25 protein-coding genes, 1 tRNA gene and 1 pseudogene are annotated in these 25454 nt (G+C 62.5%); 12 read left to right on the forward strand and 15 right to left on the reverse strand.

What is annotated here, in order from left to right:
• Nucleotides 1-149: 149 nt before the first annotated feature.
• From HB860_RS18400 to HB860_RS18410, 3 genes are all read right to left on the reverse strand, one after another.
• Complete coding sequence (locus tag HB860_RS18400; protein WP_247627556.1) at nucleotides 150-824, reverse strand: 7-cyano-7-deazaguanine/7-aminomethyl-7-deazaguanine transporter; 675 nt, start codon at nucleotides 822-824, stop codon at nucleotides 150-152.
• A 105-nt stretch (nucleotides 825-929) separates the two neighbouring features.
• On the reverse strand, nucleotides 930-1223 hold the full coding sequence (locus HB860_RS18405; protein ID WP_247627557.1) for a DUF3630 family protein: 294 nt from the start codon (nucleotides 1221-1223) through the stop codon (nucleotides 930-932).
• Nucleotides 1224-1233: 10 nt separating this feature from the next.
• Nucleotides 1234-2661, reverse strand: a complete 1428-nt coding sequence (locus HB860_RS18410; RefSeq protein ID WP_247627558.1) for a protein adenylyltransferase SelO — start codon at nucleotides 2659-2661, stop codon at nucleotides 1234-1236.
• A gap of 104 nt (nucleotides 2662-2765) precedes the next feature.
• Between HB860_RS18410 and HB860_RS18415 the strand changes: the two genes are divergently transcribed.
• A complete protein-coding gene (locus tag HB860_RS18415) occupies nucleotides 2766-3068 on the forward strand; it encodes a c-type cytochrome (protein WP_171272867.1) in 303 nt (100 codons plus the stop codon).
• A gap of 12 nt (nucleotides 3069-3080) precedes the next feature.
• Here the strand turns inward: HB860_RS18415 and HB860_RS22390 are convergent, their stop codons facing one another.
• From HB860_RS22390 to recQ, 3 genes and pseudogenes are all read right to left on the reverse strand, one after another.
• Entirely contained in the window at nucleotides 3081-3230 is a 150-nt protein-coding gene (locus HB860_RS22390) for an HRDC domain-containing protein (RefSeq protein ID WP_162519264.1), read from the reverse strand.
• A pseudogene (locus HB860_RS18420) lies at nucleotides 3221-3403 on the reverse strand (HRDC domain-containing protein); the annotation flags it as partial. The gene HB860_RS22390 and the pseudogene HB860_RS18420, both read right to left, overlap by 10 nt.
• Before the next feature lie 2 nt (nucleotides 3404-3405).
• On the reverse strand, nucleotides 3406-5229 hold the full coding sequence (gene recQ, locus HB860_RS18425) for an ATP-dependent DNA helicase RecQ (RefSeq protein ID WP_111910856.1): 1824 nt from the start codon (nucleotides 5227-5229) through the stop codon (nucleotides 3406-3408).
• 133 nt (nucleotides 5230-5362) lie between these two features.
• On the opposite strand from recQ, the gene HB860_RS18430 reads away from it, so the two are divergent.
• Together HB860_RS18430 and HB860_RS18435 are read left to right on the forward strand one after the other, a co-directional pair.
• Nucleotides 5363-5827, forward strand: a complete 465-nt coding sequence (locus HB860_RS18430) for a thioesterase family protein (protein ID WP_162519265.1) — start codon at nucleotides 5363-5365, stop codon at nucleotides 5825-5827.
• Nucleotides 5828-5950: 123 nt separating this feature from the next.
• Nucleotides 5951-6478, forward strand: coding sequence for a hypothetical protein (locus HB860_RS18435; protein WP_139438026.1), 528 nt, complete (start codon nucleotides 5951-5953; stop codon nucleotides 6476-6478).
• Between the two features lie 243 nt (nucleotides 6479-6721).
• On the opposite strand, the gene HB860_RS18440 is transcribed toward HB860_RS18435, so the two are convergent.
• From HB860_RS18440 to HB860_RS18480, 9 genes are all read right to left on the reverse strand, one after another.
• Nucleotides 6722-6798: transfer RNA gene (locus HB860_RS18440), tRNA-Pro, on the reverse strand.
• 140 nt (nucleotides 6799-6938) lie between these two features.
• Nucleotides 6939-7664 (reverse strand): MOSC domain-containing protein, encoded by a 726-nt coding sequence (locus HB860_RS18445; protein ID WP_247627560.1) that lies wholly within the window; start codon nucleotides 7662-7664, stop codon nucleotides 6939-6941.
• Nucleotides 7665-7753: 89 nt separating this feature from the next.
• Entirely contained in the window at nucleotides 7754-8596 is an 843-nt protein-coding gene (locus tag HB860_RS18450; protein ID WP_025328719.1) for an ABC transporter permease subunit, read from the reverse strand.
• On the reverse strand, nucleotides 8593-9498 hold the full coding sequence (locus tag HB860_RS18455; protein ID WP_139438030.1) for an ABC transporter permease subunit: 906 nt from the start codon (nucleotides 9496-9498) through the stop codon (nucleotides 8593-8595). The genes HB860_RS18450 and HB860_RS18455 overlap by 4 nt, the downstream gene beginning before the upstream one ends.
• Nucleotides 9495-10649, reverse strand: coding sequence for a polyamine ABC transporter ATP-binding protein (gene potA, locus HB860_RS18460; protein WP_005328474.1), 1155 nt, complete (start codon nucleotides 10647-10649; stop codon nucleotides 9495-9497). The genes HB860_RS18455 and potA overlap by 4 nt, the downstream gene beginning before the upstream one ends.
• 76 nt (nucleotides 10650-10725) lie before the next feature.
• Nucleotides 10726-11805: a polyamine ABC transporter substrate-binding protein gene (locus HB860_RS18465; protein WP_282101263.1), complete on the reverse strand. Its 1080-nt coding sequence runs from the start codon at nucleotides 11803-11805 to the stop codon at nucleotides 10726-10728.
• A 121-nt stretch (nucleotides 11806-11926) separates the two neighbouring features.
• On the reverse strand, nucleotides 11927-13024 hold the full coding sequence (locus HB860_RS18470) for an extracellular solute-binding protein (RefSeq protein WP_139438034.1): 1098 nt from the start codon (nucleotides 13022-13024) through the stop codon (nucleotides 11927-11929).
• Between the two features lie 54 nt (nucleotides 13025-13078).
• Nucleotides 13079-14440, reverse strand: a complete 1362-nt coding sequence (locus HB860_RS18475) for an aspartate aminotransferase family protein (RefSeq protein ID WP_247627561.1) — start codon at nucleotides 14438-14440, stop codon at nucleotides 13079-13081.
• 254 nt (nucleotides 14441-14694) lie between these two features.
• Nucleotides 14695-16026: a glutamine synthetase family protein gene (locus tag HB860_RS18480; RefSeq protein ID WP_005328484.1), complete on the reverse strand. Its 1332-nt coding sequence runs from the start codon at nucleotides 16024-16026 to the stop codon at nucleotides 14695-14697.
• 462 nt (nucleotides 16027-16488) lie between these two features.
• On the opposite strand from HB860_RS18480, the gene HB860_RS18485 reads away from it, so the two are divergent.
• The 9 genes from HB860_RS18485 to malZ all read left to right on the forward strand — a co-directional run bounded on the left by HB860_RS18485 (nucleotide 16489) and on the right by malZ (nucleotide 25438).
• Nucleotides 16489-16875 (forward strand): TraR/DksA family transcriptional regulator, encoded by a 387-nt coding sequence (locus tag HB860_RS18485; RefSeq protein ID WP_005328486.1) that lies wholly within the window; start codon nucleotides 16489-16491, stop codon nucleotides 16873-16875.
• Between the two features lie 187 nt (nucleotides 16876-17062).
• Entirely contained in the window at nucleotides 17063-17920 is an 858-nt protein-coding gene (locus HB860_RS18490; RefSeq protein WP_139438038.1) for a hypothetical protein, read from the forward strand.
• Between the two features lie 120 nt (nucleotides 17921-18040).
• Nucleotides 18041-18511: a DUF962 domain-containing protein gene (locus HB860_RS18495; protein ID WP_247627562.1), complete on the forward strand. Its 471-nt coding sequence runs from the start codon at nucleotides 18041-18043 to the stop codon at nucleotides 18509-18511.
• Nucleotides 18508-18987, forward strand: a complete 480-nt coding sequence (locus HB860_RS18500) for a CreA family protein (protein WP_247627563.1) — start codon at nucleotides 18508-18510, stop codon at nucleotides 18985-18987. Before HB860_RS18495 ends, HB860_RS18500 begins: the two co-directional genes overlap by 4 nt.
• A 77-nt stretch (nucleotides 18988-19064) precedes the next feature.
• A complete protein-coding gene (locus HB860_RS18505; protein ID WP_202047661.1) occupies nucleotides 19065-20054 on the forward strand; it encodes a 2-hydroxyacid dehydrogenase in 990 nt (329 codons plus the stop codon).
• Between the two features lie 283 nt (nucleotides 20055-20337).
• Nucleotides 20338-21699 carry a molecular chaperone gene (gene yegD / locus HB860_RS18510; RefSeq protein WP_182787209.1) on the forward strand — a complete coding sequence of 454 codons (1362 nt, stop codon included), beginning with the start codon at nucleotides 20338-20340 and terminating at the stop codon, nucleotides 21697-21699.
• A gap of 540 nt (nucleotides 21700-22239) precedes the next feature.
• Nucleotides 22240-22659 (forward strand): META domain-containing protein, encoded by a 420-nt coding sequence (locus HB860_RS18515; RefSeq protein ID WP_025328730.1) that lies wholly within the window; start codon nucleotides 22240-22242, stop codon nucleotides 22657-22659.
• 69 nt (nucleotides 22660-22728) lie between these two features.
• Nucleotides 22729-23577 (forward strand): HDOD domain-containing protein, encoded by an 849-nt coding sequence (locus HB860_RS18520; protein WP_247627564.1) that lies wholly within the window; start codon nucleotides 22729-22731, stop codon nucleotides 23575-23577.
• Between the two features lie 31 nt (nucleotides 23578-23608).
• Nucleotides 23609-25438, forward strand: a complete 1830-nt coding sequence (malZ, locus tag HB860_RS18525; RefSeq protein WP_139438049.1) for a maltodextrin glucosidase — start codon at nucleotides 23609-23611, stop codon at nucleotides 25436-25438.
• The last annotated feature ends 16 nt before the right edge of the window (nucleotides 25439-25454 follow it).

Genomic DNA, 25454 nt, shown 5'->3' on the forward strand with positions numbered 1-25454 from the left:
TGTCGTGCCTTCACAAGAAGTCCATCACGTTGGAACGAATGAAGTCTTTCCCGGAAAACAAGGTAACAATAATCATTCTCATTTAACTGTGCAAGCCCTATTTGTAAAAAGTGCAAAAAAAATGACCACCGCGCGGGTGGTCATTCTCGTCAGGCTTGTCGTGTGGCCGTTTGCAGACTGGCCAGGCCGGCCTCCCCCACCAGCTTGCGGCTGAGGTAGCGCAGCAGCACGCCGTAGAGTGGCACGAACAATCCCAGGCTTATCAGCAGCTTGAATACGTAATCCACGGTCGCGATCTCGACCCAGTGCTCGGCCATGAAGGGATCCGTGCTGCGCCAGAAGGCGATGCTGAAGAAGGCGATGGTATCCACCAGGTTGCCAAACAGGGTCGAGGCGGCCGGTGCCACCCACCAGGCCCTGAGCAGCCGCAGGCGGTTGAACACCACCACATCCATGAACTGGCCCACCAGATAGGCCATAAAACTGGCCAGGGCGATGCGCGCCACGAAGAGGTTGAACTCCGCCAGGTTGCCCATGCCCTGATAACTGCCTTCGAAGAAGAGCACGGAGAGCACATAGGAAACGGCCAGGGCCGGCAGCATCACGGTCTGTATGATCTTGCGGGCCAGCCCGGCGCCGAAGATCCGCACCGTCAGATCGGTGGCCAGGAAGATGAACGGGAAGCTGAAGGCACCCCAGGTGGTGTGGAAGCCGAAGATGGTGATCGGCAGCTGCACCAGGTAGTTGCTGCTGGCGATGATCAGGATGTGGAACAACGAGAGACGCACCAGCGCCGTCTGGTGCTGAGCAGGGGTCAGATTCATGTTGTGACCTTTTTGGTTAATGGGGTTAGGGAACCCATACCGCCACCATGGCGATAATTGAGGGGCGAGATTATACGCCCCGACACGGATAGTTCAATCCTTATGCTATGAGGCGGCTGAGTGCTGATGGCCGAGCCAGAGCACCACCTCCCTGTCGTCCGGGTGCGTCGCCTCCAGCCAGCAGCCGCTGTGCTGCTCATACTCCAGCCGCAACCGGCTGCCTTCGAACTCCAGCAGCCAGCTGTGGCGATCCGCTCCCCACTCCCGCTCGAGTGCCGCCAGTTCCCACTCCTGCAGCAAGGCCTCGGCAAGAGCCGGGAAGCTGTCCCAGTCAAGGCCCGGGCAGACCAGCAACACCACCCCGGCCTCCCGATCCGTCTGCGTGACACGCCAGTTCATCTGTTGTTCCTCAACTGCTGCAAGAGAGCTCGCCACCGCAATACCACTGGGGAACCGGGGTCGCCAGATCCTCGTATTCCGGCTGCTCGTCATAGGGGCGCTGCAGGGCGGCAAACAGCCGCTCGAACGGTGCCATGTTCCCCGTCTCGGCGGCGTCTATCACCTGCTGGGCCAGGGCATTGCGCAGCACGTACTTGGGATTGACGGCATCCATCCGCACCTTGCGCGCCGCATCCTGGCTCCCTTCACGGACCAGCCGGGCCCGATAGGCTTCGAGCCACTCCTGCCAGGCGGTCGGGTCCGGCAACAGCGCCAGCAGGGAGGCGGGCCACTCCCCCTGGGTGGTCAGCTCACCCAGGCGACGCAGGAAGAGGTGATAGTCCACCCGATGTGCCGCCAGCGACTGGAACAGCTGGCGGAACAGGGCAGGATCTTCATCCTCCCAGGTCTCCAGGCCAAGCCGGGCGCGCATCAGTTCGGAGTAGTGCAACATCAGCTGATGCTCGTACTGGGCCAGGGCCGCAGCCAGCGCATCCCCATCGACGTGGTCAGCCAGCGCCTGGGCCAGCTTCTGCAGGTTCCAGTAACCCACCGCCGGCTGCTGATCCAGGGCGTAGCGACCACCCGGATCCGAGTGGTTGCAGACAAAGTCCGGCACATAGGCGTCGATGAAACCGTAGGGGCCGTAATCCAGGGTCAGCCCGAGCAGGGACATGTTGTCTGTGTTCATCACCCCGTGACAGAAGCCCGCCGCCTGCCACTTGGCGATGAGGCGCGCGGTGCGCCGCACCACCTCGGCGAACAGCTCGGCACCGCTTTCCAGTTCGGGGAAGTGGTGACGCAGCAGATAATCGATGAGAGCCGGTATCTTCTCCCCCTGGCCGCTCCAGGCGAAGTACTCGAAGTGACCGAAGCGCAGGTGACTGGGCGCTGTGCGCAGCACTGTCGCCCCGCTCTCGACCTGCTCCCGGTAGACGGGTTCGTCACTGCCCACCAGCACCAGGGCCCGGGTGGTCGGAATGCCGAGGGCATGGAGCGCCTCTGAGGCGAGGTATTCGCGGATGCTGGAGCGCAGCACGGCGCGGCCGTCGCCGAAGCGGGAAAACGGCGTCTTGCCCGCCCCCTTCAGGTGCAGATCCCAGCGCTGGCCATCCGGCGCCTGCTGCTCCCCCAGCAGCAGGGCGCGGCCATCCCCCAGGCGCGGGCTGTAACCGCCAAACTGATGCCCCGCATAGACCTGGGCCACCGGCTGCATGCCCGGCAACGGCTGCCCCAGTCCGCAGCAGGCGAGCCAGTCTGCCTCGCTCACCTCACCGAGCCCCAGCTCCCCAAGCAGTGCACGGTTCAGATGCAGCAACCTGGGGGCATGCAACGGCTGGGGGACCACGGGCTCGCAGGCCCAGGGCAGTTCGGTGGCGAAAGTGTTGATCAACTTCATGGTGATGGGGGTTGTCCCTGCGTATGCTCGTGTCACTCTTTATACCGCCGTCTGCCCGCACAGGCTAACAGGCGATCGCGCTATTTCATTTCACGGAGAAAACAATGCAAAAATGGATATATGCCCTGCCCCTGCTGGCACTGGCCTGGGGACATCAGGTCAAGGCCGCCGACATCGAAGCGGGCAAGGCCAAGGCGACTGTCTGCGCCGCCTGTCATGGGGTGGATGGCAAGGCGAGTGTCCCCGTCTATCCCCATCTGGCCGGACAGAACTCTGCCTATCTGCTGAAACAGATGAAAGCCTTCAAGGAGGGCAGCCGCACCGAGCCCCTGATGGCGCCCTTCATGGCGATGCTGACCGAAGCGGATATGGAGAACCTGGCGGCCTATTACGCCAGCCTGAAGTAGCCTGACGGCACCCTATCCCCGATGCGGTCGATTACGCTGCGCTAATCGACCCTGGCGGCGGCAATACTCGATGATAAGGTCCATAAAAGCCTCACCGAAGCGCTCCAGCTTGCGGTGGCCGACACCGTTGATGGCCAGCATCTCGTCCTCGGTCATCGGCATCGCCGCTGACCCCAGCTCCACCAGGGTCGACCCTGGCGGCGGCAATACTCGATGATAAGGTCCATAAAGGCCTCGCCGAAGCGCTCCAGCTTGCGGTGGCCGACACCGTTGATGGCCAGCATCTCGTCCTCGGTCATCGGCATCGCCGCTGACCCCAGCTCCACCAGGGTCGACCCTAGCGGCGGCAATACTCGATGATAAGGTCCATAAAGGCTTCACCGAAGCGCTCCAGCTTGCGGTGGCCGACACCGTTGATGGCGAGCATCTCGTCCTCGGTCATGGGCATCAGCTGGGCCATCTCCACCAGGGTGGCGTCGTTGAACACCACGTAGGGCGGCACCTCTTCATCCTCGGCGATCTGCTTACGCAGGGCCCGCAGCTCCTTGAACAGCCGCTTGTCGTAGTTGGCATTGTCGAGCAGGCCGCTGCGCTTCTCCTTGCGGCTGGAGATGGGCTGCAAGCGCGGCACCGCCAGGGCCAGCGTCGTCTCGCCACGCAGCACGGGGCGGGCCGCCTCGGTCAGCTGCAGCACCAGGTTGCGAGTGATGTTCTGGGTCAGCAGCCCCTTGTGGATCAGCTGGCGGATCACGCTCATCCAGTATTCGTGGCTCTGATCCTTGCCGATGCCGTAGGTCGACAGCTTGTCGTGACCGTGATCCTTGATGCGCTGGTTGAGCGAGCCCCTGAGCACTTCCACCACATAACCCACCCCGAAATTCTGCCCCACCCGCCAGACGCAGGAGAGCGCCTTCTGGGCATCTTCGGTGCCGTCATAGCTCTTGGGGGGATCCAGGCAGATGTCGCAGTTGCCGCACGGCTTGTCGTTGTACTCGCCAAAATAGTTGAGCAACACCTGACGGCGGCAGGTCTGCGCCTCGGCGAAGGCCGCCATCACGTTGAGCTTGTACTGCTCCACCTGCAACTGCTGGGGATTCTCTATGTTGTCGAGCAGCCGTCGCACCCGGCCTATGTCGGCGGGATCGTACAGCAGCAGCGCCTCGGCGGGGGTACCGTCACGGCCGGCCCGGCCGGTCTCCTGATAGTAGGATTCGATGTTCTTGGGGATGTCGTAGTGCACCACGAAGCGCACGTTGGGCTTGTCGATCCCCATGCCGAACGCCACCGTCGCCACCACTATCTCGACGTCGTCCTTGAGGAAGGCATCCTGGGTGCGTAGCCGCTGATCCAGCGGCAGGCCCGCATGATAGGGCGCCGCCTTGCAGCCGTGGCGGGAGAGCCGCTCTGCGACTTCCTCCACCCGGTTGCGGCTGGAGCAGTAGACGATACCGCAGTTGCCCTTCTGGCTCTGCACGTAGCGCAGCAACTGTTCCGCTCCCTTGAACTTCTCCACCAGGCTGTAGCGGATGTTGGGTCTGTCGAAGCTGGCGGTATGGATGAAGGGATCGTTGAGTTCGAGGCGATGCAGCATGTCGCTGCGAGTAGCCTCGTCGGCGGTGGCGGTGAGCGCCACCACGGGCACCTGGGGGAACCACTGCTTGAGCCGCCCCAGCGCCGCGTATTCGGGGCGAAAATCGTGGCCCCACTGGGAGACGCAGTGGGCCTCGTCGATGGCGAACAGCCCGAGGGGCAGCTCCGCCAGTCGATCCAGAAACTCGTGCTGCAGCAGCCGTTCGGGGGAGACATAGACCAGCTTGATCTCGCCGCGGCGCATGGCGGCAAAGTTCTGGATCATCTCCTCCCGGCTCAGGGCCGAGTTGATGTAGACGGCCGCCACACCGTTGGCGCGCAGGCTGTCCACCTGATCCTTCATCAGCGAGATAAGGGGGGAAACCACCACCCCGAGACCGGGCCGCAGCAGGGCCGGGATCTGGTAACAGAGCGACTTGCCGCCACCTGTGGGCTTGAGCACCAGGGCATCGCGCCCCGCCACTATCTGTTCGATGATCTCGAGCTGGCCCGGCCGAAATTGCTGGTAGCCGAAGACCGCCTGCAGCAAGGCAAGGGGGGTATCGGGCAAGGTGTCGGCAATGGCGGTCATGGGCTCTCCTTTGGGGTCGCCATTCTAAAGCAGCCGCCGCCCACAATAAACCTGCCATTGCGACTGTTAAGGAAGTGTTGCAGACTGGCTGGAGTTTTTACTCGGCTTTGATGACAGGGATCGGTATCAGAGAATGAAACAGATGTTGAAGAAGATGGCGCTCAGTGGCATTGCCAATCTGTTCGCCGAGAAGATGCCGTTCAACAAGCTCATCGGCATGCAGGTAACCCACTATGACTTCGAGAAGGTGGAGCTGCGCATCAAGATGGATGACAAGCTGATCGGCAACCCCTTTCACAACATACTGCACGGCGGCGTGACCGCCAGCCTGCTGGATGTGGCGGGCGGCATGATAGTCGCCGCCTCCTGCATCGACGAGCTGGAGGACTTCTCCCCCAGCTACCTCAAGGAGCGCTTCTCCCGCCTCGGCACCATAGACCTGAGGGTCGACTACCTGCGGCCCGGTCGCGGCAACGAGTTCATCGCCACCGCCCACATCATTCGGGCAGGCAGCAAGGTCGCCGTCGCCCGTATGGAACTGCACAACGAAGAGGGGACTCATATCGCCTTTGGTACCGGCACCTACCTGGTCGGCTAATGGCCTTTATTGCATAAAAAGTGCGCTTCTAAGCTGATTTTAATCATTAGAATAGTTACCCCCGCCACCGGTCAGGGTCCATACTGAAAGTCGGGATTGTGTGCAGAGGGAGGATTGCAGACGATGAGCGCGATGCTGGCTACCCAACCATCCAGAGCCTTGTTGACACAGCTCGAGTCCATGCGCGAAGAAGTGCAGACGCCCGAGTGCCGTCACTGGTTGGAACAGGAGCTGGAGGGGTATTCTCTCTGTTCACCCCTGCCTTGGTATCGCATCATTGCCTGTCGGCAACGCGGTCACTTCCTGAATCTGAAGACGGGGAAATATCTGACTTGCCATATCGGCAGCCAAACGCTAAGCCAACGCGACCTGGCCCAAGTTCAGTTCATCTATGCCCGTGAACCCGCCGCCCACTATTTACTGCGTCATGATTCCCATATCGAGCCCTGGCCAGAACAGCTGCTGGAAGCGTATCGAGAGCAGTTGATCCCCGGCCATCTCTGCCTGCAGGCCTGGCACGAGCCCGTGTCTTCTCTGCGGTCACAACTGATGGAGGGAATAGCACATTTCATCAGCGAGTACCCCAAGCATGCGGCTCTGCAAACTCAGCACGGCTTCAAGGCATTGCGGCATCAACACTGGCATATCTGAATCATGCGCCCAGAGCGCAAGGAGGGCACCATCGACAAGACCCACAACGAGATTGCCACAATCTAGAGTGCCGGAGTCAGGATCAGACTCCACCTGTGGGGCCACCGAGCGGTGGCCCTTTTAATGGGTGGCATTCAGTACCAGGCAATCGACTCCATGTACCTCTCCTGCCCGTCTGCCGAGGGCGACCAAGGCAAACGGCCAAATGCGAAAAGGCCGCTCGATGAGCGGCCTTTTCCAATGTGGTCGGTGTGAGAGGATTCGAACCTCCGACCCCTTCGTCCCGAACGAAGTGCGCTACCAAGCTGCGCTACACACCGATGTCTGCGGGGCGAGAATTTACCGAAAGCCCCGACATGACACAAGCCTTTTTTTGCATCTGCCGTAAAAAAAGGGCTTTACGCTCAATAATCCAGCGTTTCAGGGCGATACGGGGCGCCGGGCTCGCCCAGGTGCTCAGTTACGCCTTTGGCAGCAGCTGAAACTCGGCGGGTCCCAGCAGACGCCGACTCCAATCGGCAACGACCCCGTGCTCCAGCCAGTGGGCCGCATGCTGGCGCCAGTTGGGAGAGAGCGCCGGGTTGTCCAGCAGCAGTTGCAGGTCCCCTTCGTGGCGGGCCTGGTTGAACAGGATGTCGGCGGTGCGCTTCACCGTCAGCTCGGGATAGGGCCTGTCCATCAGCAGCAGTTCATCCACCGGGGCCACGTGCCCCTCCTCCAGCACCCGCAGCAGCCAGCCGCAGCGGCCGCTGAGCTGCATCACCTGGGAGAGGTGCGGGTAGCCAAAGCGTTGATTGAGCTTGAAGCAGGGGGATCTCGGCTGGCTGATCTGGACCAGGGCGGCACCGAGGCGATAGACATCGCCGATGCAGGCCTGCGCCTCGGTCAATCCGAGGCCGGAGAGGTTTTCGCCAAAGGCCGCTGGCTGCCAGGAGGCTCGGGGGGCAGGCAGACCCAGCGCGGTTTGCCAGCTCTTCCACCAGGGGTAGTGATCCGCAGGATAGTAGTGCAGGGCGCGATCCGGGCCGCCGTGATGGCGCTTGTCGCTCTGCTCATCGCCCTCCAGGCCCGAGAAGCCGCACCACAGGGGATGTCCTGCCTCATGCTTGTCGATGGCACTGACGAGTCCGGGGGCGAGTTCGGCATTCATCTCGGCGCTCTGGCCGATAAAGAGAGAGATCCGCATTCCATTCTCCTGACGGATGAGAGAATGCGGATCTTAGGGGCTGTTGAGCCGTCGACGCAAGCCGCGTGACGGCCTCAACAGCCCCGGGGTCAGGCGACGGCCTGCATCTGGGTGGTCATGGCAATCTCGGCGCGGCGGCGTTTCTCCGCCCTCGCCATCAGGTACCAGCTGCCGAAGGTGAACAGCGACACCGACAGCAGGATCAGGCTGGCCACCGCGTTGATCTCGGGTTTCACCCCGAGGCGCACCGCCGAGAAGACCTCCATCGGCAGGGTCGTGGAGCCCGGACCCGAGACGAAGCTCGCCAGCACCAGATCATCCAGCGACAGGGCGAACGACATCATGCCCCCCGCCGCCAGCGACGGGGCTATCATCGGGATGGTGATGAGGAAGAACACCTTCCACGGCTTGGCGCCCAGATCCATGGCCGCCTCCTCGATGGAGAGATCCAGCTCCCGCAACCGCGCCGACACCACGATCGCCACATAGGCGGTACAGAAGGTGGTGTGGGCGATCCAGATGGTCAGCATGCCCCGCTCGGCGGGCCAGCCCACCAGCTGGGCCATGGCCACGAACAGCAGCAGCAGCGACAGACCCGTGATCACCTCTGGCATCACCAGGGGCGCCGTCACCATGCCGCCGAACAGGGTGCGGCCACGGAAGTGCGGGATCCGGGTCAGCACGAAGGCCGCCACTGTCCCCAGCGCCACCGCGGCGATGGCGGTGTAGAAGGCGATCTCCAGGGAGCGGAACACGGAGCCAATCAACTGCTTGTTGTCGAGCAGACCGAAGTACCACTTCAGGGACCAGCCCCCCCACACAGTCACCAGCTTGGAGGCGTTGAAGGAGTAGATGACCATGATGATCATGGGCAGGTAGATGAACAGCAGCCCCAGCCAGAGCATCAGCTTGGCAAAACCAAAGCGCCTCATACTTTCCCCTCCAGCTCTTTGGCTTGGTTGCGGTTAAACAGGATGATCGGAATGATCAGCACCGCCAGCATCACCACTGCCAGGGCGGACGCCACCGGCCAGTCACGGTTGTTGAAGAACTCCTGCCACAGCACCTTGCCTATCATCAGGGTCTCGGGGCCGCCCAGCATCTCGGGGATGACGAACTCGCCCACCACGGGAATGAAGACCAGCATGCAACCGGCGATGATGCCGTTCTTGGAGAGCGGCACAGTGATCTGCCAGAACCGGGTCAGGTTGCGGGCGCCGAGATCGGAGGCCGCCTCCAGCAGGCTCTGATCGTGCTTCACCAGGTTGGCGTAGAGCGGCAGCACCATGAACGGCAGGTAGGAGTAAACGATGCCGATGTAGACAGCCAGGTTGGTGTTGAGGATCTGCAAGGGCTCGTCTATCACCCCTATCCCCAGCAAGACGCTGTTGAGCAGGCCGTTGTTGCTGAGGATACCCATCCAGGCGTAGACCCGGATCAGGATGGCGGTCCAGGTCGGCATCATGATGAGCAGCAGCAGAACGGTCTGGGTCTCCTTGTTGGCCCGCGCAATGGAGTAGGCCATGGGATAGCCGATCAGCAGGCAGAGCAGGGTGCTGATGAAGGCCATCTTGAGGGAGCCCAGATAGGCCGCGATATAGAGCTCATCCTCCTGCAGCAGCAGGTAGTTGCCCATGTTGAGCAGTATGGTGAGCTGATTGTCGGCCCAGCTCATCACGTCGGTGTAGGGCGGGATCGCCACATCCGCTTCGGCGAAGCTGATCTTCACCACTATGACGAAGGGCAGCAGGAAGAACAGGAACAGCCAGAAGAAGGGAATGCCGATCACCAGCTGGCGTCCCCCCATCTGCTTGAGTCGTCTCAATGCCTTCATGATTGCAGCACCACGCCGCTGTCATCTTCCCAGTAGAGGAACACCTGGTCATCCCAGGTTGGCCGCTTGCCGTGGCGTTCGGCATTGGCGATGAAAGCCTGAACGATTTTGCCCGAGGGCAGCTGGATGTGATAAACCGAGTGGCCGCCCAGATAGGCGATGTCATAGACCTCACCCTTGGTCCAGTTGAAGTCCGGATGCTCGATCTCCTCCGGCTTGTGCAGGCTCATCAGCAATTTTTCCGGCCGCAGGGCGTAGGTCACCTTCTTGTTCTCGGCGCGGGAGCTGATGCCGTGACCCACGTAGATGGGCTGCTCCAGATCCGCGCAGGCGATGGTGGCGTGGTCCTGCTCATCTTCCACCAGCAGGCCGTCGAACAGGTTGACGTTGCCGATGAACTCGCACACCAGCCGGCTGGCCGGGGTTTCGTAGATGTCCATCGGGCTGCCGATCTGCTCGATGCAGCCGAGGTGCATGATGGCGATCCGCTCCGCCATGGTCATGGCCTCTTCCTGATCGTGGGTCACCATGACGCAGGTTACGCCGACTCGCTCGATGATCTCCACCAGCTCCAGCTGCATCTTGGAGCGCAGCTTCTTGTCCAGCGCCCCCATGGGCTCATCGAGCAGCAGCAGCTTGGGGCGCTTGGCCAGCGATCGGGCCAGGGCGACCCGCTGGCGCTGACCGCCGGAGAGCTGGTGCGGCTTGCGACGGGCATACTGGGTCATCTGCACCAGCTTGAGCATCTCCTCCACCCGGGCGTCGACCTCAGCCTTGGGCAGGCCATCCTGCTTGAGGCCGAAGGCGATGTTCTGCGCCACCGTCATGTGGGGAAACAGGGCGTAGGACTGGAACATCATGTTGATGGGACGTTCATAGGGCGGCATGTCGGTAATGTCGACCCCATCCAGGAACAGCCGCCCCTCGGTGGGGCGCTCGAACCCGGCCAGCATCCGCAGCAAGGTGGACTTGCCGGAACCTGAACCACCCAGCAGGGCGAAGATCTCGCCCTTGTGGATGTTGAGAGACACGTTATCGACCGCCAGCGTTTCGTCGAACTGCTTGCTTACCCTGTCTATTTTGACCAGCACTTCTTTACGCTGCTGGCTGCCCTCGAGGGCTTTCTTGTAGGCACTGGAGGCTATCGCCATTACCAAACTCCCAAAGGTGATACCGGCCGGGGCCGATCCATCAATACAATCTGGCGCCCCGGGATGGGCGCCAAGGTTAGGTTCCGGACTTGATCTTGGTCCAACTCCGGGTGATCAGGCGCTGCACCGAGCGGGGATGTGCTTCCTGCACATACAGACGCTCCAGCACCGCCTGGGGGGGATAGACTGACTCGTCATCGCGCACGGCCTTGTCCATGAACTCTCCCGCCTTGAGGTTCGGGTTAGCGTAGCCCACGTAGTCGCTCACCTTGGCGATGACTTCAGGTTCGAGAATGTAGTTGATCAGGGCGTGAGCCTCTTTGACGTTGGTGGCATCGGAGGGGATAGCCATCATGTCGAACCACAGATTGCCCCCCTCCTTGGGGATGCTGTAGGCAATCTTGATCCCCTTGCCCGCCTCGTCGGCCCGGGCCGCCGCCTGCAGTATGTCACCGGAGAACCCCGCCGCCACACAGATGTCGCCATTGGCGAGATCCCCTATGTACTTGGAGGAGTGGAAGTAGGTCACATAGGGGCGCACCTTGAGCAACTGCTCTTCGGCACGCTTGAGATCCGCAGGATCGTGGCTGTTGGGATTGAGGCCGAGGTAGTTCAGGGCAGCCGGGATCATCTCGTCCGCCGAGTCGAGGAAGGCCACCCCGCAATGGGAGAGCTTCTTCATGTTTTCCGGCTCGAAGATGGTCGCCCAGGAGTCAATCTTGTCGACTCCCAGCACGGCCTTCACCTTCTCGACGTTGTAACCGATGCCGTTGGTGCCCCACAGATAGGGCACGGCGTACTGATGGCCCGGATCCACCTTGTCGAGCTGCTTGAGCAGCAGGGGATCCAGGTTGCTCAGGTTGGGCAGCAGGGCGGGATCCAGCTTCTGGAAGGCCCCCGCCTTGATCTGCTTGGCTAGGAAATTGTTGGAAGGCACGACCAGATCGTAACCGGTGCGTCCGGTCAGCAGCTTGCCCTCCAGCGTCTCGTTGGAGTCAAACACGTCGTAGACGGTCTTGATCCCGGTCTTCTGCTGAAAGTCACTGAGGGTGGTCTCGCCGATATAATCGGACCAGTTGTAAAAATGAACCACAGGGGCTGCCTGGGTCAGATTTGCAAACCCCAGGGTCAGGGCCAGCGTTGCCATCTTGGTCATGTGCACGTATCAGTCCTCGTTTGTGTGATTTTGCCAGTCGCGCATCCATACGCGCCGTCCAACCTGTCGGGTGGTCACCACCCTCCCGGCCGAACTGCGGACCGGGAGGGGTACTCGTCACTTACTTACCTGATTTGATCTTGGTCCAGCTGCGGGTCATCAGACGCTGCACCTTGGCCGGCAGATCCGGGAAGGTGTAGATCTTCTTGAGGGTGTCCGCCGTCGGGTAGATGCCCGGATCGTTGCGGATCGCCTCGTCCACCAGCGGAGTGGCTGCCTTGTTGCCGTTCGGGAACTGCACCACGTTGGTGATGTTCGCGATCACTTCCGGCTTCATCAGGTAGTTGATGAAGGTGTGGGCTGCCTCGACGTTCTTGGCGTCCGCCGGGATGGCGATCATGTCGAAGAAGCTGCCAGCCCCCTCTTTCGGAATGGTGTAAGTCAGGCTGACACCGTTCTTGGCTTCGGCGGCGCGTGCCTTGGACTGCTGCAGGTCACCTGAGTAACCCACCGCCACGCACAGGTTGCCGTTGGCCAGATCCGAAATGTACTTGGAGGAGTGGAAGTAGGCGGTATAGGGGCGGATGGAGAGGAACAGCTCCTCTGCCTTCTTCAACTCGTCCGGCTTCTGGCTATCCGGCTTGAAGCCCAGGTATTGCAGGGCGGCCGGCAGCATTTCGGTCGGCGAGTCGAGGAAGGAGACACCGCACTCCTTCAACTTGGCCATGTTCTCCGGCTTGAACACCAGATCCCAGGAGTTGACCGGCGCATCGGCACCCAGCACGGCCTTCACCTTCTCGGCGTTGTAGGCGTAGCCAATGGTGCCCCACAGGTAAGGGATGGAGTACTGGTTGCCCGGATCGCTCGGTTCGAGCGCCTTGAGCAGATCGACATCCATGTTCTGCCAGTTGGAGAGTTTGGACTTGTCCAGCTTCTGGAAGACGCCTGCCTTGATCTGCTTGGCCAGGAAGGGGTTGGACGGGACGACGATGTCATAACCCGAACTGCCCGCCAGCAACTTGGCTTCCAGCACCTCGTTGCTGTCGAACACGTCGTACACCACCTTGATGCCCGTCTCCTTCTGGAAGTTTTCCAGCGTATCCGGCGCTATGTAGTCGCTCCAGTTGTAGACGTGCAGCACCTTCTCGTCGGCCATCGCCCCGGTACTCATCATGACCAGCGCCACGGAAGCAGCCATCATTCCCTTTTTAAAAGACATAGTCCTTGTCTCCTAAGCAAATTGTATGCGTAAGCCAATCTGCCCGGTTTCAGCCTATTCCTGCAGCTTTGCAGCCGTCAGATCCAGACTGAGCCTGGCCAGTTTGACCAATTCATCCACCTGTTCCTCGGTGATCACCAAGGGGGGCGATATGATCATGGTATCGCCGACAGCCCTCATCACCAAGCCATTGTTAAAACAGAACTCCCGACAGGTCATCCCGGCGTGCAGTTCGGCCGGAAAACGACGTTTCGTCTGTTTGTCCTGGACTATTTCCAGCGCGGCGACCAGGCCTTTACCCCGGGTTTCTCCCACCAGCGGGTGATCGGCGAGCTCGCTCCAGCGGCGCTGCAAATAGGGGCCGATACTATCATGAACGCGCTTAACTATGCTCTCACTTTGCATAAGCTGGATGTTGGCGATGGCCACGGCGCAGGCCACCGGATGACCGGAATAGGTGAAGCCGTGGTTGAACTCGCCCCCCTCCTCCACCAGCACCCTGGCGACCCTGTCCCCCACCATCACGGCCCCCATCGGCAGGTAGCCCGAGGTGATGCCCTTGGCCAGACACATGAGGTCAGGCGTGATGCCGAACCCTTCGCTGGCAAACCAGTGACCGGTGCGGCCGAAACCGCAGATCACCTCGTCGGCGATGAGCAGGATGCCGTACTTGTCGCAGATACGCTGGATCTCGGGCCAGTAGCTATCGGGCGGAATGATGACGCCGCCGGCCCCCTGGATAGGCTCGCCGATGAAGGCGGCCACCTTGTCCACCCCCAGTTCCAGGATCTTCTCTTCCAGCTGGCGGGCACGGGCCAGGCCGAACTCCTGGGCGCTCATGCCCTCCCCCTCGCCGAAGTGATAGGGCTGATCGATGTGAACTATGCCGGGAATGGGCAGGCCACCCTGGGCGTGCATGCCCTTCATGCCCCCCAGACTGGCGCCCGCCACCGTGGAGCCGTGATAGGCATTGTGGCGGCTGATGATCACCTGCTTGTCAGGCTGCCCCTTGCTGGCCCAGTAGTGACGCACCATGCGCAGCACAGTGTCGTTGCACTCCGAGCCCGAGCCGGTGAAGAAGACGTGGTTGAGATGAGGGGGCGTGATCTCGGCCAGCAGGGTCGCCAGTTCGGCGGCGGGGGGATGGCTGGTCTGGAAGAAGAGGTTGTAGTAGGGCAACTGCTGCATCTGTCTGGTGGCGGCATCCACCAGCTCCTGGCGGCCATAACCCAGGTTGACGCACCACAGGCCCGCCATCCCGTCCAGGATACGGCGCCCGTCGGAGTCTTCCAGATAGACCCCCTCGGCCTTGGTGATGATGCGGCTGCCCTTCTTGTTCAGGGCCTGAAAGTCGGTAAAGGGATGCAGGTGGTGGCTGGCATCCAGTTGCTGCCACTCGCGGGTGGTCTGCTTCATTGCTTGCTCCTCGGTTCCTTCGATGTAAGCGATGTTTATTCGTCAATGTCGAGGGCGGATGGCACTCTCCCGGTCACTGCTACTCACGGGCGGAATGCTGCGTTGCCTGCTCCTCGGTTCCTTCGATGTAAGCGATCGTCGTGCCGTCATCCATGGGCTGGCCACGGGCGCGGGCGCCATCGGCCGCCCCTCACGAGCCAGTGCCATCTTGCTTTGAGAGTGACGGGAGAGGCCTGCGCCCCTCCCGGGACGGGTCAGACGTTCAGCAGCAGGAATTCCCGTTCCCAGCGGCTGATCACCCCGAAGTAGGTCTCGTACTCCTTGCGCTTGACCGCGACGAAGGCGCGGATGAAGCGCTCCCCCAGCATGTCCTTGATGGGTTCGCACTGCTCCAGATGGCTGAGCGACTCCTCCAGGGAACGGGGCAGGCTGTAGGGCAGGTCATAGGCACTCGCCTTCATCTCCTGCATGGGCTCCAGCTTCTCCAGCATGCCGAGGTAGCCGCAGGCCAGGGTCGCCGCCAGCGCCAGATAGGGGTTGGCGTCGGCACCGGCGAAGCGGTTCTCGACCCGGCGCGCGCTCGGCTCGGAGAAGGGCACCCGCAGGCCGCAGGTGCGGTTTTCCACGCCCCACTGCACGTTGCGCGGCGCGCTCTCGCCGAAGGTGAGGCGGCGGTAGGAGTTGACGTTCGGCGCCAGCAGGGCGGTCACTGCCGGGGTGTACTTCTGCAGGCCGGCGATGAAGTGCATGAACAGGGCGGAGTTGCCCCCTTCGCTGGTGCCAAACAGGTTGCGCCCCTCGGCGTCTTCCAGGCTCTGGTGGATGTGCATGGCGGAGCCCGGCTCGTCGCTCATGGGCTTGGCCATGAAGGTGGCATAGATGCCGTGACGGTGGGCCGCTTCCCGCATGGTGCGCTTGAACAGGAACACCTGGTCGGCGAGATCGATGGCGTCACCGTGCAGGAAGTTGATCTCCATCTGGGCGGCGCCGGACTCGTGGATCAGGGTGTCCACCTCCAGCTCCTGGGCCTCGCAGTAGTCGTACATGTCCTCGAAGATGGGATCGAATTCGTTGACCGCATCTATGCTGAACGACTGGCGTGCCGTCTCGGGGCGGCCGTTGCGGCCCACCGGCGGCACCAGCGGATAGTCGGGGTCTTCGTTGCGCTTGACCAGATAGAATTCGAGCTCGGGGGCCACCACCGGCTTCCAGCCCTGCTTCTCGTAAAATGACAGGACCCGGCGCAGCACGGAGCGCGGCGCTATGTCGATCAGCTTGCCATTGATGTCGAAACAGTCGTGAATCACCTGAGCCGTGGGCTCCAGTGCCCAGGGCACGAAACGAATGGTGTTGGGATCGGGATAGAGCTGCATGTCCCGCTCCAGCGGGTCGATCATGCTGTCGTCATCCGGGTACTCGCCGGTCACCGTCTGGGTGAAGATGACCTCGGGCAGCCGCATGCCCCCTTCGCGCAGAAACTTGTTGGCTGGAATGATCTTGCCTCGGGCATTGCCGGTGAAATCCGGGAACAGGCACTCCACTTCCGTGATGCGATTGCTCTCCATCCAGCCCTTGATACTGTCCATGTTAAACCCCGACTCTACGGTTGTCATTGGCAAGGGTGTCTAATATAAGGAACACCCTTGTTAAGAAAATGTAATCAACCTCACCATAAAAGCCCGTGATAAAGGCCTTTGTCAAGCAGTGGTGTTTAAAAAACTATAAACAACGGCCGGTATAATGACCAATGCGGCACCAAATACTAAACACCCTGTGTCACTATCAGCCCACTGCAAGCCCGATGCCAAGGCTGGACAGAAGCTGCTCGATACTCAGTCAGCCCCTGTCGGAGCGGGCCCATTTCTTTGCAAGGGCGCACAATCCTTATCCAATTCTCTTTGCATACCTGCATTTTTTTGGTACAAGGCCCGCCCTGATTTGCACTCTCCTGCATGGATTTGGTGCAAATCGGACTACAGGGGCTTGGTCTGCGGGCCGACAGCCCCCATAAATGGGAAAAATTGGGAAACTGACTGGTAGCAAACCCTATGTGTGATTTCATGACTGAAGACCAACTGGCCTTTTACAAGGGTCAGATCGAGCGACAAATCCTCGAGCTCGAAGAGCGTCTCAACTCCCAAGCCAGCCAGGCCATCGCCACCGATACCAACGAGATGGCCGATGAAATTGATCGTGCCAGCATCGAGGAGGCCCGCCGTCTGGAGCTGAACCGCATCGAGCACGACAAGCTGCATCTGCGCAAGCTGAAAGGGGCGTTGAAACGCATCAATGAAGGAGACTTTGGCTACTGCGAATCCTGCGGTGACGAGATCTCCCTCAAGCGGCTGCAGGCTCGTCCTGAGTCCCGCTTCTGCGTCGAGTGCCAGAGCACCAAGGAATTCAACGACACCCACGTGTTCCGCCGCGTCGCCTGATGCGCCAGTGAACCGTCACCACCTTGTCGCACCGGGCCGCAGGCAAGGCAGTGCGCAGGCACCGGCGTCCGTATAGACAGACGAGCATGCCGGGCTGCACATGAACCTTGTTTGCGGCTTCACAGCAAGAGCGTGACAACTTCTGTTAGACTCCGGGCAAGTCCCGGACTCTACAGGAGATCAGAGCGTGAAATGGCTCATCAAGCTGTGTTTGTGCCTGCCGCTGCTGGCACAGGCGCAGACTCTCACCGTCAAGGTCCCCAGCCGACCGATCAATGACCTCGACAGCGAATACCAGCTAAAGCTGCTGGAGCTGGCGCTCGACCGTGCCGGGCAGCCCTACAAGCTGGAGCGGGTCGACCTCAATCTCAATCAGTTCACCCTGCAGCAGGAGCTGCGCAAGGGCAAAACCATCAATGTGTTCTGGATGGGTACCTCCAGCGCCCTCGAATCCGCCCTGATCCCCGTCCCCATTCCGCTGTTCCGCGGTCTGGAAGGGCTGCGGCTATCGTTCATTCACGGCGATGCCCAGGAGAAGTTCAACCAGGTCAACACCCTGGCGGATCTCAAGCAGCTGAAGGCGGCCCAGGGGGTCGGCTGGGCCGACAACAAGATCCTGGAGCAGGCGGGCATAGCGACCTATGCGGGGCGCTACAGCAACCTGTTCCGTCTCATCAACGACGGCGACAAGCTCGACTTCTTCCCCCGTGGTCTGGTGGAGATCTTCGCGGAACGCCGTGAGCTGGCGGCCCAGTACCCCAATCTCGCCATAGAGCAGCACCTGCTGATCCGCTACCCCTTCGCCGAGTTCTTCTTCGTCAGCCCAGAGTCTCCCAAGCTGGCCAAGGCGATCCAGACCGGACTGGAGCGGGCCTATGCCGACGGCAGCTTCATGAAGTTCTTCCACGAGAATCCCAGGGTGCGCGAGGCCCTGGCCAGTGCGAACCTGGAGCAGCGAGTCACCATCTCCCTGCCCAACCCGGACATGACCCCCTTGCTCAGGAGCATTCCAGCCCAATATTGGGATTATCCCCCCAGGCAGTAATGCCGGGATTCCAGAGCCCTATTTGCTGGGACTATCCCCCCAGGCAAGGGCAGTAGTCCCTGACCGCAGGCTCGCAGGGAATAAGCGGGCCGGTTTCAACCGCAGCACCAGGGAGGTGCCATGAAACGACTCGACGACTGGTTCAGCGACTACGGCCAGAGCCACCAGCACCCGGTCAATGTGGCCATCCACAAGGTGGCGGTGCCCGGCATCTACCTCTGCACCCTGGCCCTGCTCTGGTGCCTGCCGGCAGGCCCGCTGCCGCCGTCCCTCAACTGGGCGGCGCTGGTTGCCATTCCGGTGCTGGCCTTCTACCTGAGGCTGTCGTTTGCCCTGTTCGTGGGAATGGCGATCCTGACCGCGCTGGGACTGGCCTTCTGCCACAGCTGGCAAGGCCCCTTGCTGTGGCCGGCCCTGTGCGGCTTCGCGCTGCTCTGGGTAGCCCAGTTCGTCGGCCACCGGATAGAGGGGAAGCGCCCCTCCTTCCTCGCCGACCTGCAATTTCTGCTGGTAGGCCCCGCCTGGGTGCTGGCCAGCCTCTATCGTCGCTTGGGCATCCCCTACCGAGGGAAGCCAAAGGAGAAACCATGACACACCCTTCCCCCCTCACCCACGCCCTGCCTCTGCTGCTGGGCATGCTGTTTGCCGGTCCGGCGCTGGCCGACAAGGCCGACCCCGTCGGCGAGGTGAGCACCGCCTTCAAGCTGGTCGGCCCCAATCACAAGATCCTGGTGGAGGCGTTCGACGACCCGAAAATCGCCGGCGTCGCCTGCTATCTGGCGCGCCCCAAGACCGGGGGCGTCAAGGGTGGCCTCGGGCTGGCGGAAGATCCCTCCCACGCCTCACTGTCGTGCCACCAGATAGGCCCCATCACCCTGCCCGCCAAGCTCAAAGCCGGGGAAGAGGTGTTCGACGTCAGCACCTCGCTGGTGTTCAAGGAGCAGAAGGTGGTGCGTTTTTACGACGAGAAGCGCAATGCCCTTGTCTATCTGACTTACAGCACCAAGTTGGTGGATGGTTCGTACAAGAGTGCAGTGAGCGCCGTTCCCATCATGCCGTGGGGCTGAATCCCCACCATTTATCCCGTGATGACGGTCACTATTTGTTGTAATTTAACCACATCATTATCTGCGGAGAGCGCCCCATGAGAGTCGCCGTTTTCAGTACCAAGAGCTACGACAAAGAACACTTCAATCAGGCCAACAGCCAGTACGGCTTCGAGCTGGAGTTCTTCGACGTGCGGCTGGAGGCCAAGACCGCCCGCCTCGCCCATCACTTCCCCGTGGTCTGCCTGTTCGTCAACGATGACGCCGACCGGGAGGTGCTGACCGAGCTGGCCGCCAATGGCACCAAGGTCATCGCCCTGCGCTGCGCCGGTTACAACAACGTGGATCTGGTGGCCGCCAAGGAGCTGGGCCTGAAAGTGGTGCGGGTGCCCGCCTACTCCCCCGAGGCGGTCGCCGAGCACGCGGTGGGCCTGATGATGACCCTCAACCGCCGCATCCATAAGGCCTACCAGCGCACCCGGGATGCCAACTTCTCCCTGGAGGGGCTGGTCGGCTTCAACATGCATGGCCGCACCGCCGGCATCATAGGCACCGGCAAGATCGGCATCGCCACCCTGCGCATCCTCAAGGGCTTCGGCATGCGCCTGCTGGTGAGCGACCCCTACCCGAACCAGGCGGCCATCGATCTGGGGGCCGAGTACGTGGACATCGACACCCTGCTGCGCCAGTCCGACGTCATCAGCCTGCACTGCCCCCTGTTCAAGGAGAACTACCACCTGCTGAACAAGGAGGCCTTCGCCAAGATGAAGGACGGGGTGATGATCATCAACACCAGCCGGGGCGGCCTGCTCGACTCCAACGCCGCCATCGAGGCCCTCAAGACCTCCCGCATCGGCGCCCTGGGGCTGGACGTCTACGAGGAGGAGGAAGATCTCTTCTTCGAGGACAAGTCCAACGAGGTGATCACCGATGACGTCTTCCGCCGCCTCTCAGCCTGCCACAACGTGCTGTTCACCGGTCACCAGGCCTTCCTGACCCGGGAGGCGCTGCACGCCATCGCCGACACCACCCTCGGCAACATCCAGGCCATCGAGAGCCAGGGCCGCAGCGACAACGAGGTGGAGTGACCCCCCCCCCCCGCAGCGATGAAGGACAGAGGGCGCCACGCCCTCTGTCTCCTGTGCCGACAGGCGCCCCGCTCCTCCTGTTGCCCGCCGCGAGCGCAATAACCATGGCGCCGGGTTGTGAGACTCGGCGCCTTCGGGTAGGCTACCAGCCCTTTTTTGTACAGGAGTCTGGCAAGCATGTTCATCGGATTTGCTCACTGTACCTCCGACTGTGCGTCGGGTTGTAAGACCCTGCACCTTCGGGTAGGCCAGTCCTCCTTTCTTACTCTGGAGTCTGGCCCCCATGTTTATCGGATTTGATTACGGTACCTCCAACTGTGCCGTGGCCGTGATGGAACAGGGCAGCCCCAGGCTGCTGACCCTCTCCGGTTCCCACTACCTCCCCTCCACCCTGCACGCCCCGCACCGGGACGCCATCGCCGGCCTGCTGGCCGAACGGCTGGCCAGCACCCAGCAGGCGGAGTACCTCAAGCTGCGGGGCCCCGTGGTGACCCGGGCCCAGGCGGTGCGTCGCCAGATGCGCGAAGAGGGGCTCATCGACGAGCTCAGCTTCGGCGGCGCGGCGCTGGAGCGCTACCTGGAGGAGCCGGATGACGGTTACTACATCAAGTCGCCGAAATCCTTCCTCGGGGCCTACGGCCTCAAGGCGCCCCAGATAGCCCTGTTCGAGGACATCGTCTGCGCCATGATGCTGCACGTCCGCCACGAGGCGGAGCAGCAGACCGGCGCCCCCGTGCGCCAGGCGGTGATAGGTCGCCCGGTCAACTTCCAGGGGCTGGCCGGGGAGGAGAGCAACCGCCAGGCCATCGCCATCCTGGGTGAGGCGGCCCGCCTCGCCGGTTTCGAGCGGGTGGAGTTTCTCTACGAGCCGGTGGCCGCCGGCTTCGAGTTCGAGGCGCGCCTCACCGAAGATGCCGTGGTGCTGGTGGTGGACATAGGCGGCGGCACCACCGACTGCTCCATGCTGCGCATGGGCCCGAGCCACCGCGACCGGCTCGATCGCAGCGGCGATCTGCTCGGCCACAGCGGCCAGCGCATCGGCGGCAACGACTTCGACATCCGCCTAACGGTGGAGGGCATGATGCCGCTGCTCGGCATGCACGAGACCCTCAAGACCGGCAAGCCGCTGCCCCATCCGCTGTTCTGGGACGCGGCCGCCATCAACGACGTCAGCGCCCAGAGCCGCTTCTACAGCCTGGACACCGCCCGCCAGCTGCAGGATCTGCAGCTCGACAGCCAGCCCGGCAGCAAGCTCTCACGGCTCGCCAGCCTGCGGGCCCACAAGCTGAGCCACCAGCTGGTGTGGCGCGCCGAGCAGGGCAAGATCGCCCTCTCCGACCATGAGCTCAATCACCAGACCCTGAACGAGCTGGAGAAGGGGTTGGAGGCGGAACTCACCCGCCCTCAGCTGGCCAGTGCCTCGGCCCCCCTGCTGGAGAAGATCGGCGAGCTGATGGACGAGGCGATCGCCGCCGCCGGCGTGGCGCCGGATCGGATCTTCGTCACCGGTGGCAGCGCCCGCTCCCCCCTCATCAAGGCCTTCATTCGCCAGAAGCTGCCCGCAGTGCCTCTGGAGGGTGGAGATGACTTCGGCTCCGTGGCCTCGGGTCTCGCCCGTTACGCCGAGCGGTTGTTCGCCGGCTGATCCCCGACACGCCAAAGGCTGCCCACAGCATCCCCTCTGGAAGGAGGGGATGACTTCGGTTCCGTGGCCTCGGGGCTCGCCCGTTACGCCGAGCGGCTGTTCGCCGGCTGATCCCCGACACGCCAAAGGCTGCCCACAGCATCCCCTCTGGAAGGAGGGGATGACTTCGGTTCCGTGGCCTCGGGTCTCGCCCGTCACGCCGAGCGACTGTTTGCCGGCTGATCCCCGACACGCCAAAGGCTGCCCACAGCATCCCCTCTGGAAGGAGGGGGTGACTTCGGTTCTGTGGCCTCGGGCCTAGCCCGTTACGCCGAGCGGTTGTTTGCCGATGCATAAGCCGGTTCACCGATAGACGTGCAAAAGGGGTCAGATGATGACCCCTTTTGCGTGCAATCCGACTCGCCCGGGGCGGGTGTTGCCATTTGCCGACACCCCCTCCTCCCCCGGGGCGACAGAAGCGGTCGGGCACCTCCCCCCTCGCCCTGCCGCCCAGGCCCGGGGACGGGTATGCTTGTCATACCCACCACCGGAGCCCCTTCAATGCCCAGATTTCTGCTACTGCTGCTCGCCCTGCTCCTGCTCAGTGCCTGCAGCAGTACTCCCCGCTTCGCCTCGCAAGATCTGCAGCACCACCACTGGGTGCTCGACAAGCTGGATGGCCAGGCCATCCCCAGCAGCCGCGTCAATCCCCCCGACATCGAGATAGGGGAGCACTTCACGGTCAACGGCATCGCCGGGTGCAACCGCTACTTCGGCCAGGGCCATCTCGAGGATGACAGGCTCTGGGTCACCAGCCTCGGCAGCACGGCCATGGCCTGCCCGCCCAGGCTCGATCAGATCGAACAGGCGGTGCTCGCCACCCTGATGGAGGGCGCGACCCTGAGCGGCACGCCACAGACCCTGATCCTGACCGGAAAACGGCACCGTTTGGAATACAGACTGCGAGACTGGGTGTACTAGGGCTCACAAAACCACTCGCCGACAGGAACAACTGGCCCAGCTGTGGCACAATATGAGGCACTGTTCGCAATGGAGGCTGCCTCAGCCATGTCGATGGATCGCCTGTTTGGCAAGATCAAACAACTGCCCACAATCCCGCAGCTGCTGCACGAGCTGATGCAGAGTTTCAACGATGAGAATGCCCGCATCGACGAGATCGCGGCCAAGATCGCCATGGACCAGGTGATCAGCGTCAAGGTGCTGCGGATGGCCAACTCCGCCGCCCTACGCCGGGGCAACGAGGTGACCTCCATCGAGCAGGCGGTGATCCGCCTCGGCTTCAACCGCTTGCGCTCCGTGGTGGTCGCCTCCGGCATCATCAGCAGCTTCAAGGCCCCCCCGGGCTTTGACAAGCACCGCTTCTGGACCCAGACCTTCCAGGTCGCCACCATAGCCCGCACCCTGGCCCAACAGACCAGGGCAGTGGATCCGGAGAGCGCCTTCACCTGCGCCCTCATTCACAACATCGGCGAGCTGCTGATCCAGAGCACCTTGCCGGAGGAGGCCGGGCTGATCAACCTGGCCATCGAGAAGGGGAGCAGCCGGGTCGAGGCCCAGCGGGAGATGCTGGGGTACGACTATGCCCAGCTCGGCGCCGAGCTGGCGAAGCGCTGGAACCTGTCGGCCTCCTTCGTCGATGCCATCGCCCAGCAGCTGGATCCCCTCTCCTACGAGCCCGTCAGCAAGGAGGCGGTGCTGATCCGGCTCTCCGTCTTCGTCTCCTTCGCCTGGCACGCCGGAGTACCGGCCCAGACCATCATAGCGCGCTTCCCCAAGCCGCTGGCCGACCAGCTCGGGCTGGATCCCGCCACCCTGGCGGATCAGCTGGAGCAACTCCACGAGCAGGGCAATGCCCTCGCCGACCTCCTGACCCAGTAGCCTCTGGCCACCCTCTGATGCAGTAGATACCATGACCCATCCCTTCCTGTTTCATCCCCAGGTGGCACCCTGGTTCAAAGAGAGTGCCGATACCCTGTTGCTCACCCTGTTCAGCGAGCTGGACGCCCCCATCCGCGAGGTGTGGCTGCGTCACGAGCCGGACAACGAGGAGTATCTGGTGGCCATGCGCCCGGTCTCGACCCGGGACAGGCTGCAGGTCTGGCAGGTCGAGCTGCCGCTGGCCAGGGGGCAGGAGATCCACCTCTACTGCTTCAAGTGCCTCACCGACCAGGAGCAGTGGTGGCTGCACGGGGCGGGCGTCAGCGCCGCCATGCCGCCGCGGGAGCAGCATTTCCGCTTCAACAGCCATCACCAGCCGCCGGCCTGGGTACAGGATCAGGTCTTCTACCAGATCTTCCCCGACCGCTTCTGCAACGGGGATCCCTCGCTGAGCGTCAGGCATCACGAGTACGAGTACCGCGGCAAGGCGGTCATCAGCAAGGCCTGGGGGGAACCGGTCAGTCGCCACGAGGAGGGGCACGGCGCCTGCGAGTTCTACGGCGGGGATCTGGCGGGGATAGACGCCAAGCTGCACTACCTGCAATCCCTCGGCGTAACGGCGCTCTACCTCAACCCCATCTTCGATTCGCCGAGCAACCACAAGTACGACACCCAGGACTACTTCAAGGTGGATGCCCACCTCGGCACCAATGCCCAGTTTGCCGAGCTGACCCGCAACCTGCATCAGCGCGGCATGAAGATCATCCTGGACGCCGTGGTCAACCACACCTCCACCGACCACCCCTGGTTCTGCCCGCCGCTGGGGGCCCAGAGCAACCCGGACTCCCCCTGGCGCAGCTTCTACACCTTCGATCAGGAAGGGGATTATGTCAGCTGGAAGGGCATTCGCAGCCTGCCCAAGCTGGACTTCTCCAGTGAGCAGGTGCAAGACGCCGTGTATCGGGCAGACAACGCCATTCTGCGCTACTGGATGCGGGCCCCCTACCAGATCGATGGCTGGCGCTTCGACGTCATCCACATGCTGGGGGAGCGGGGCTCGGCCATGGGCAACAGCGGCCATGTGCGCGCCATTCGCGGCGCGGTGAAGCAGGAGAACCCGGACGCCTACGTGCTCGGCGAACACTTCTTCGAGGCGAGCCAGTGGCTGCAGGGGGATCAGGAGGACGGCGCCATGAACTACTACGGCTTCGCCCACCCCATACGCGCCTTCCTGGCGGGACAGGACATCGCCTATCACCCCATCCGGATCAGCGCCGAGGAGCTGGACAGGTGGCTCAAGCTGGCCCGGGCCCATATCCCCTTCAAGAACCAGCTGGCCCAGTTCAACCTGCTGGACAGCCACGACACCGCCCGCTTCCTGCACCTGCTGGGGGAGGACAAGCAGCGGATGCGGCTCGCCGCCACCCTGCTCATCACCTATATCGGCGTGCCCTCCATCTACTACGGCGACGAGGTGGGGCTCTCCGGCGGCAACGATCCGGACTGCCGTCGCTGCTTCCCCTGGGACACCACAGACTGGGATCATGTGCTGCATGACCACTACCGCCGCCTGATCCAGCTGCGCCGCCAGCGTCCGGCCCTGCGCCGGGGCGACATCCAGACCCTCTACGCCGGCCCTCACAGCTATGTGTTCGCCCGCACCCTGCAAAGCGATCAGGTGGTGGTGGCCTGCAACCGCCACCCCACCGAGCCGCGCACCATCAGCCTGCCCCTGTGGCAGACAGCCAGCCCCGCCAGCCGCTTCACCGACGCCTTCAACGGCGACAAGTTCGAGGTGGTGCAAGGGGAGGTGCAGCTCACCATACCGGCCAACTCGGCCAGGGTGCTGCTCTCCAGCTGAATGCGCTGTTGGCACG

It is taken from the genome of Aeromonas genomosp. paramedia, assembly GCF_023093515.1.
In the GTDB taxonomy this organism is placed as follows: domain Bacteria; phylum Pseudomonadota; class Gammaproteobacteria; order Enterobacterales; family Aeromonadaceae; genus Aeromonas.

Coding starts and splice junctions, on each gene's coding strand:
- HB860_RS18400 (WP_247627556.1), bottom strand. CDS start 824: ATGAATCTGACCCCTGCTCAGCACCAGACGGCGCTGGTGCGTCTCTCG.
- HB860_RS18405 (WP_247627557.1), bottom strand. CDS start 1,223: ATGAACTGGCGTGTCACGCAGACGGATCGGGAGGCCGGGGTGGTGTTG.
- HB860_RS18410 (WP_247627558.1), bottom strand. CDS start 2,661: ATGAAGTTGATCAACACTTTCGCCACCGAACTGCCCTGGGCCTGCGAG.
- HB860_RS18415 (WP_171272867.1), top strand. CDS start 2,766: ATGCAAAAATGGATATATGCCCTGCCCCTGCTGGCACTGGCCTGGGGA.
- HB860_RS22390 (WP_162519264.1), bottom strand. CDS start 3,230: ATGCCGATGACCGAGGACGAGATGCTGGCCATCAACGGTGTCGGCCAC.
- recQ (WP_111910856.1), bottom strand. CDS start 5,229: ATGACCGCCATTGCCGACACCTTGCCCGATACCCCCCTTGCCTTGCTG.
- HB860_RS18430 (WP_162519265.1), top strand. CDS start 5,363: ATGAAACAGATGTTGAAGAAGATGGCGCTCAGTGGCATTGCCAATCTG.
- HB860_RS18435 (WP_139438026.1), top strand. CDS start 5,951: ATGAGCGCGATGCTGGCTACCCAACCATCCAGAGCCTTGTTGACACAG.
- HB860_RS18445 (WP_247627560.1), bottom strand. CDS start 7,664: ATGCGGATCTCTCTCTTTATCGGCCAGAGCGCCGAGATGAATGCCGAA.
- HB860_RS18450 (WP_025328719.1), bottom strand. CDS start 8,596: ATGAGGCGCTTTGGTTTTGCCAAGCTGATGCTCTGGCTGGGGCTGCTG.
- HB860_RS18455 (WP_139438030.1), bottom strand. CDS start 9,498: ATGAAGGCATTGAGACGACTCAAGCAGATGGGGGGACGCCAGCTGGTG.
- potA (WP_005328474.1), bottom strand. CDS start 10,649: ATGGCGATAGCCTCCAGTGCCTACAAGAAAGCCCTCGAGGGCAGCCAG.
- HB860_RS18465 (WP_282101263.1), bottom strand. CDS start 11,805: ATGACCAAGATGGCAACGCTGGCCCTGACCCTGGGGTTTGCAAATCTG.
- HB860_RS18470 (WP_139438034.1), bottom strand. CDS start 13,024: ATGTCTTTTAAAAAGGGAATGATGGCTGCTTCCGTGGCGCTGGTCATG.
- HB860_RS18475 (WP_247627561.1), bottom strand. CDS start 14,440: ATGAAGCAGACCACCCGCGAGTGGCAGCAACTGGATGCCAGCCACCAC.
- HB860_RS18480 (WP_005328484.1), bottom strand. CDS start 16,026: ATGGACAGTATCAAGGGCTGGATGGAGAGCAATCGCATCACGGAAGTG.
- HB860_RS18485 (WP_005328486.1), top strand. CDS start 16,489: ATGTGTGATTTCATGACTGAAGACCAACTGGCCTTTTACAAGGGTCAG.
- HB860_RS18495 (WP_247627562.1), top strand. CDS start 18,041: ATGAAACGACTCGACGACTGGTTCAGCGACTACGGCCAGAGCCACCAG.
- HB860_RS18500 (WP_247627563.1), top strand. CDS start 18,508: ATGACACACCCTTCCCCCCTCACCCACGCCCTGCCTCTGCTGCTGGGC.
- HB860_RS18505 (WP_202047661.1), top strand. CDS start 19,065: ATGAGAGTCGCCGTTTTCAGTACCAAGAGCTACGACAAAGAACACTTC.
- yegD (WP_182787209.1), top strand. CDS start 20,338: ATGTTTATCGGATTTGATTACGGTACCTCCAACTGTGCCGTGGCCGTG.
- HB860_RS18515 (WP_025328730.1), top strand. CDS start 22,240: ATGCCCAGATTTCTGCTACTGCTGCTCGCCCTGCTCCTGCTCAGTGCC.
- HB860_RS18520 (WP_247627564.1), top strand. CDS start 22,729: ATGGAGGCTGCCTCAGCCATGTCGATGGATCGCCTGTTTGGCAAGATC.
- malZ (WP_139438049.1), top strand. CDS start 23,609: ATGACCCATCCCTTCCTGTTTCATCCCCAGGTGGCACCCTGGTTCAAA.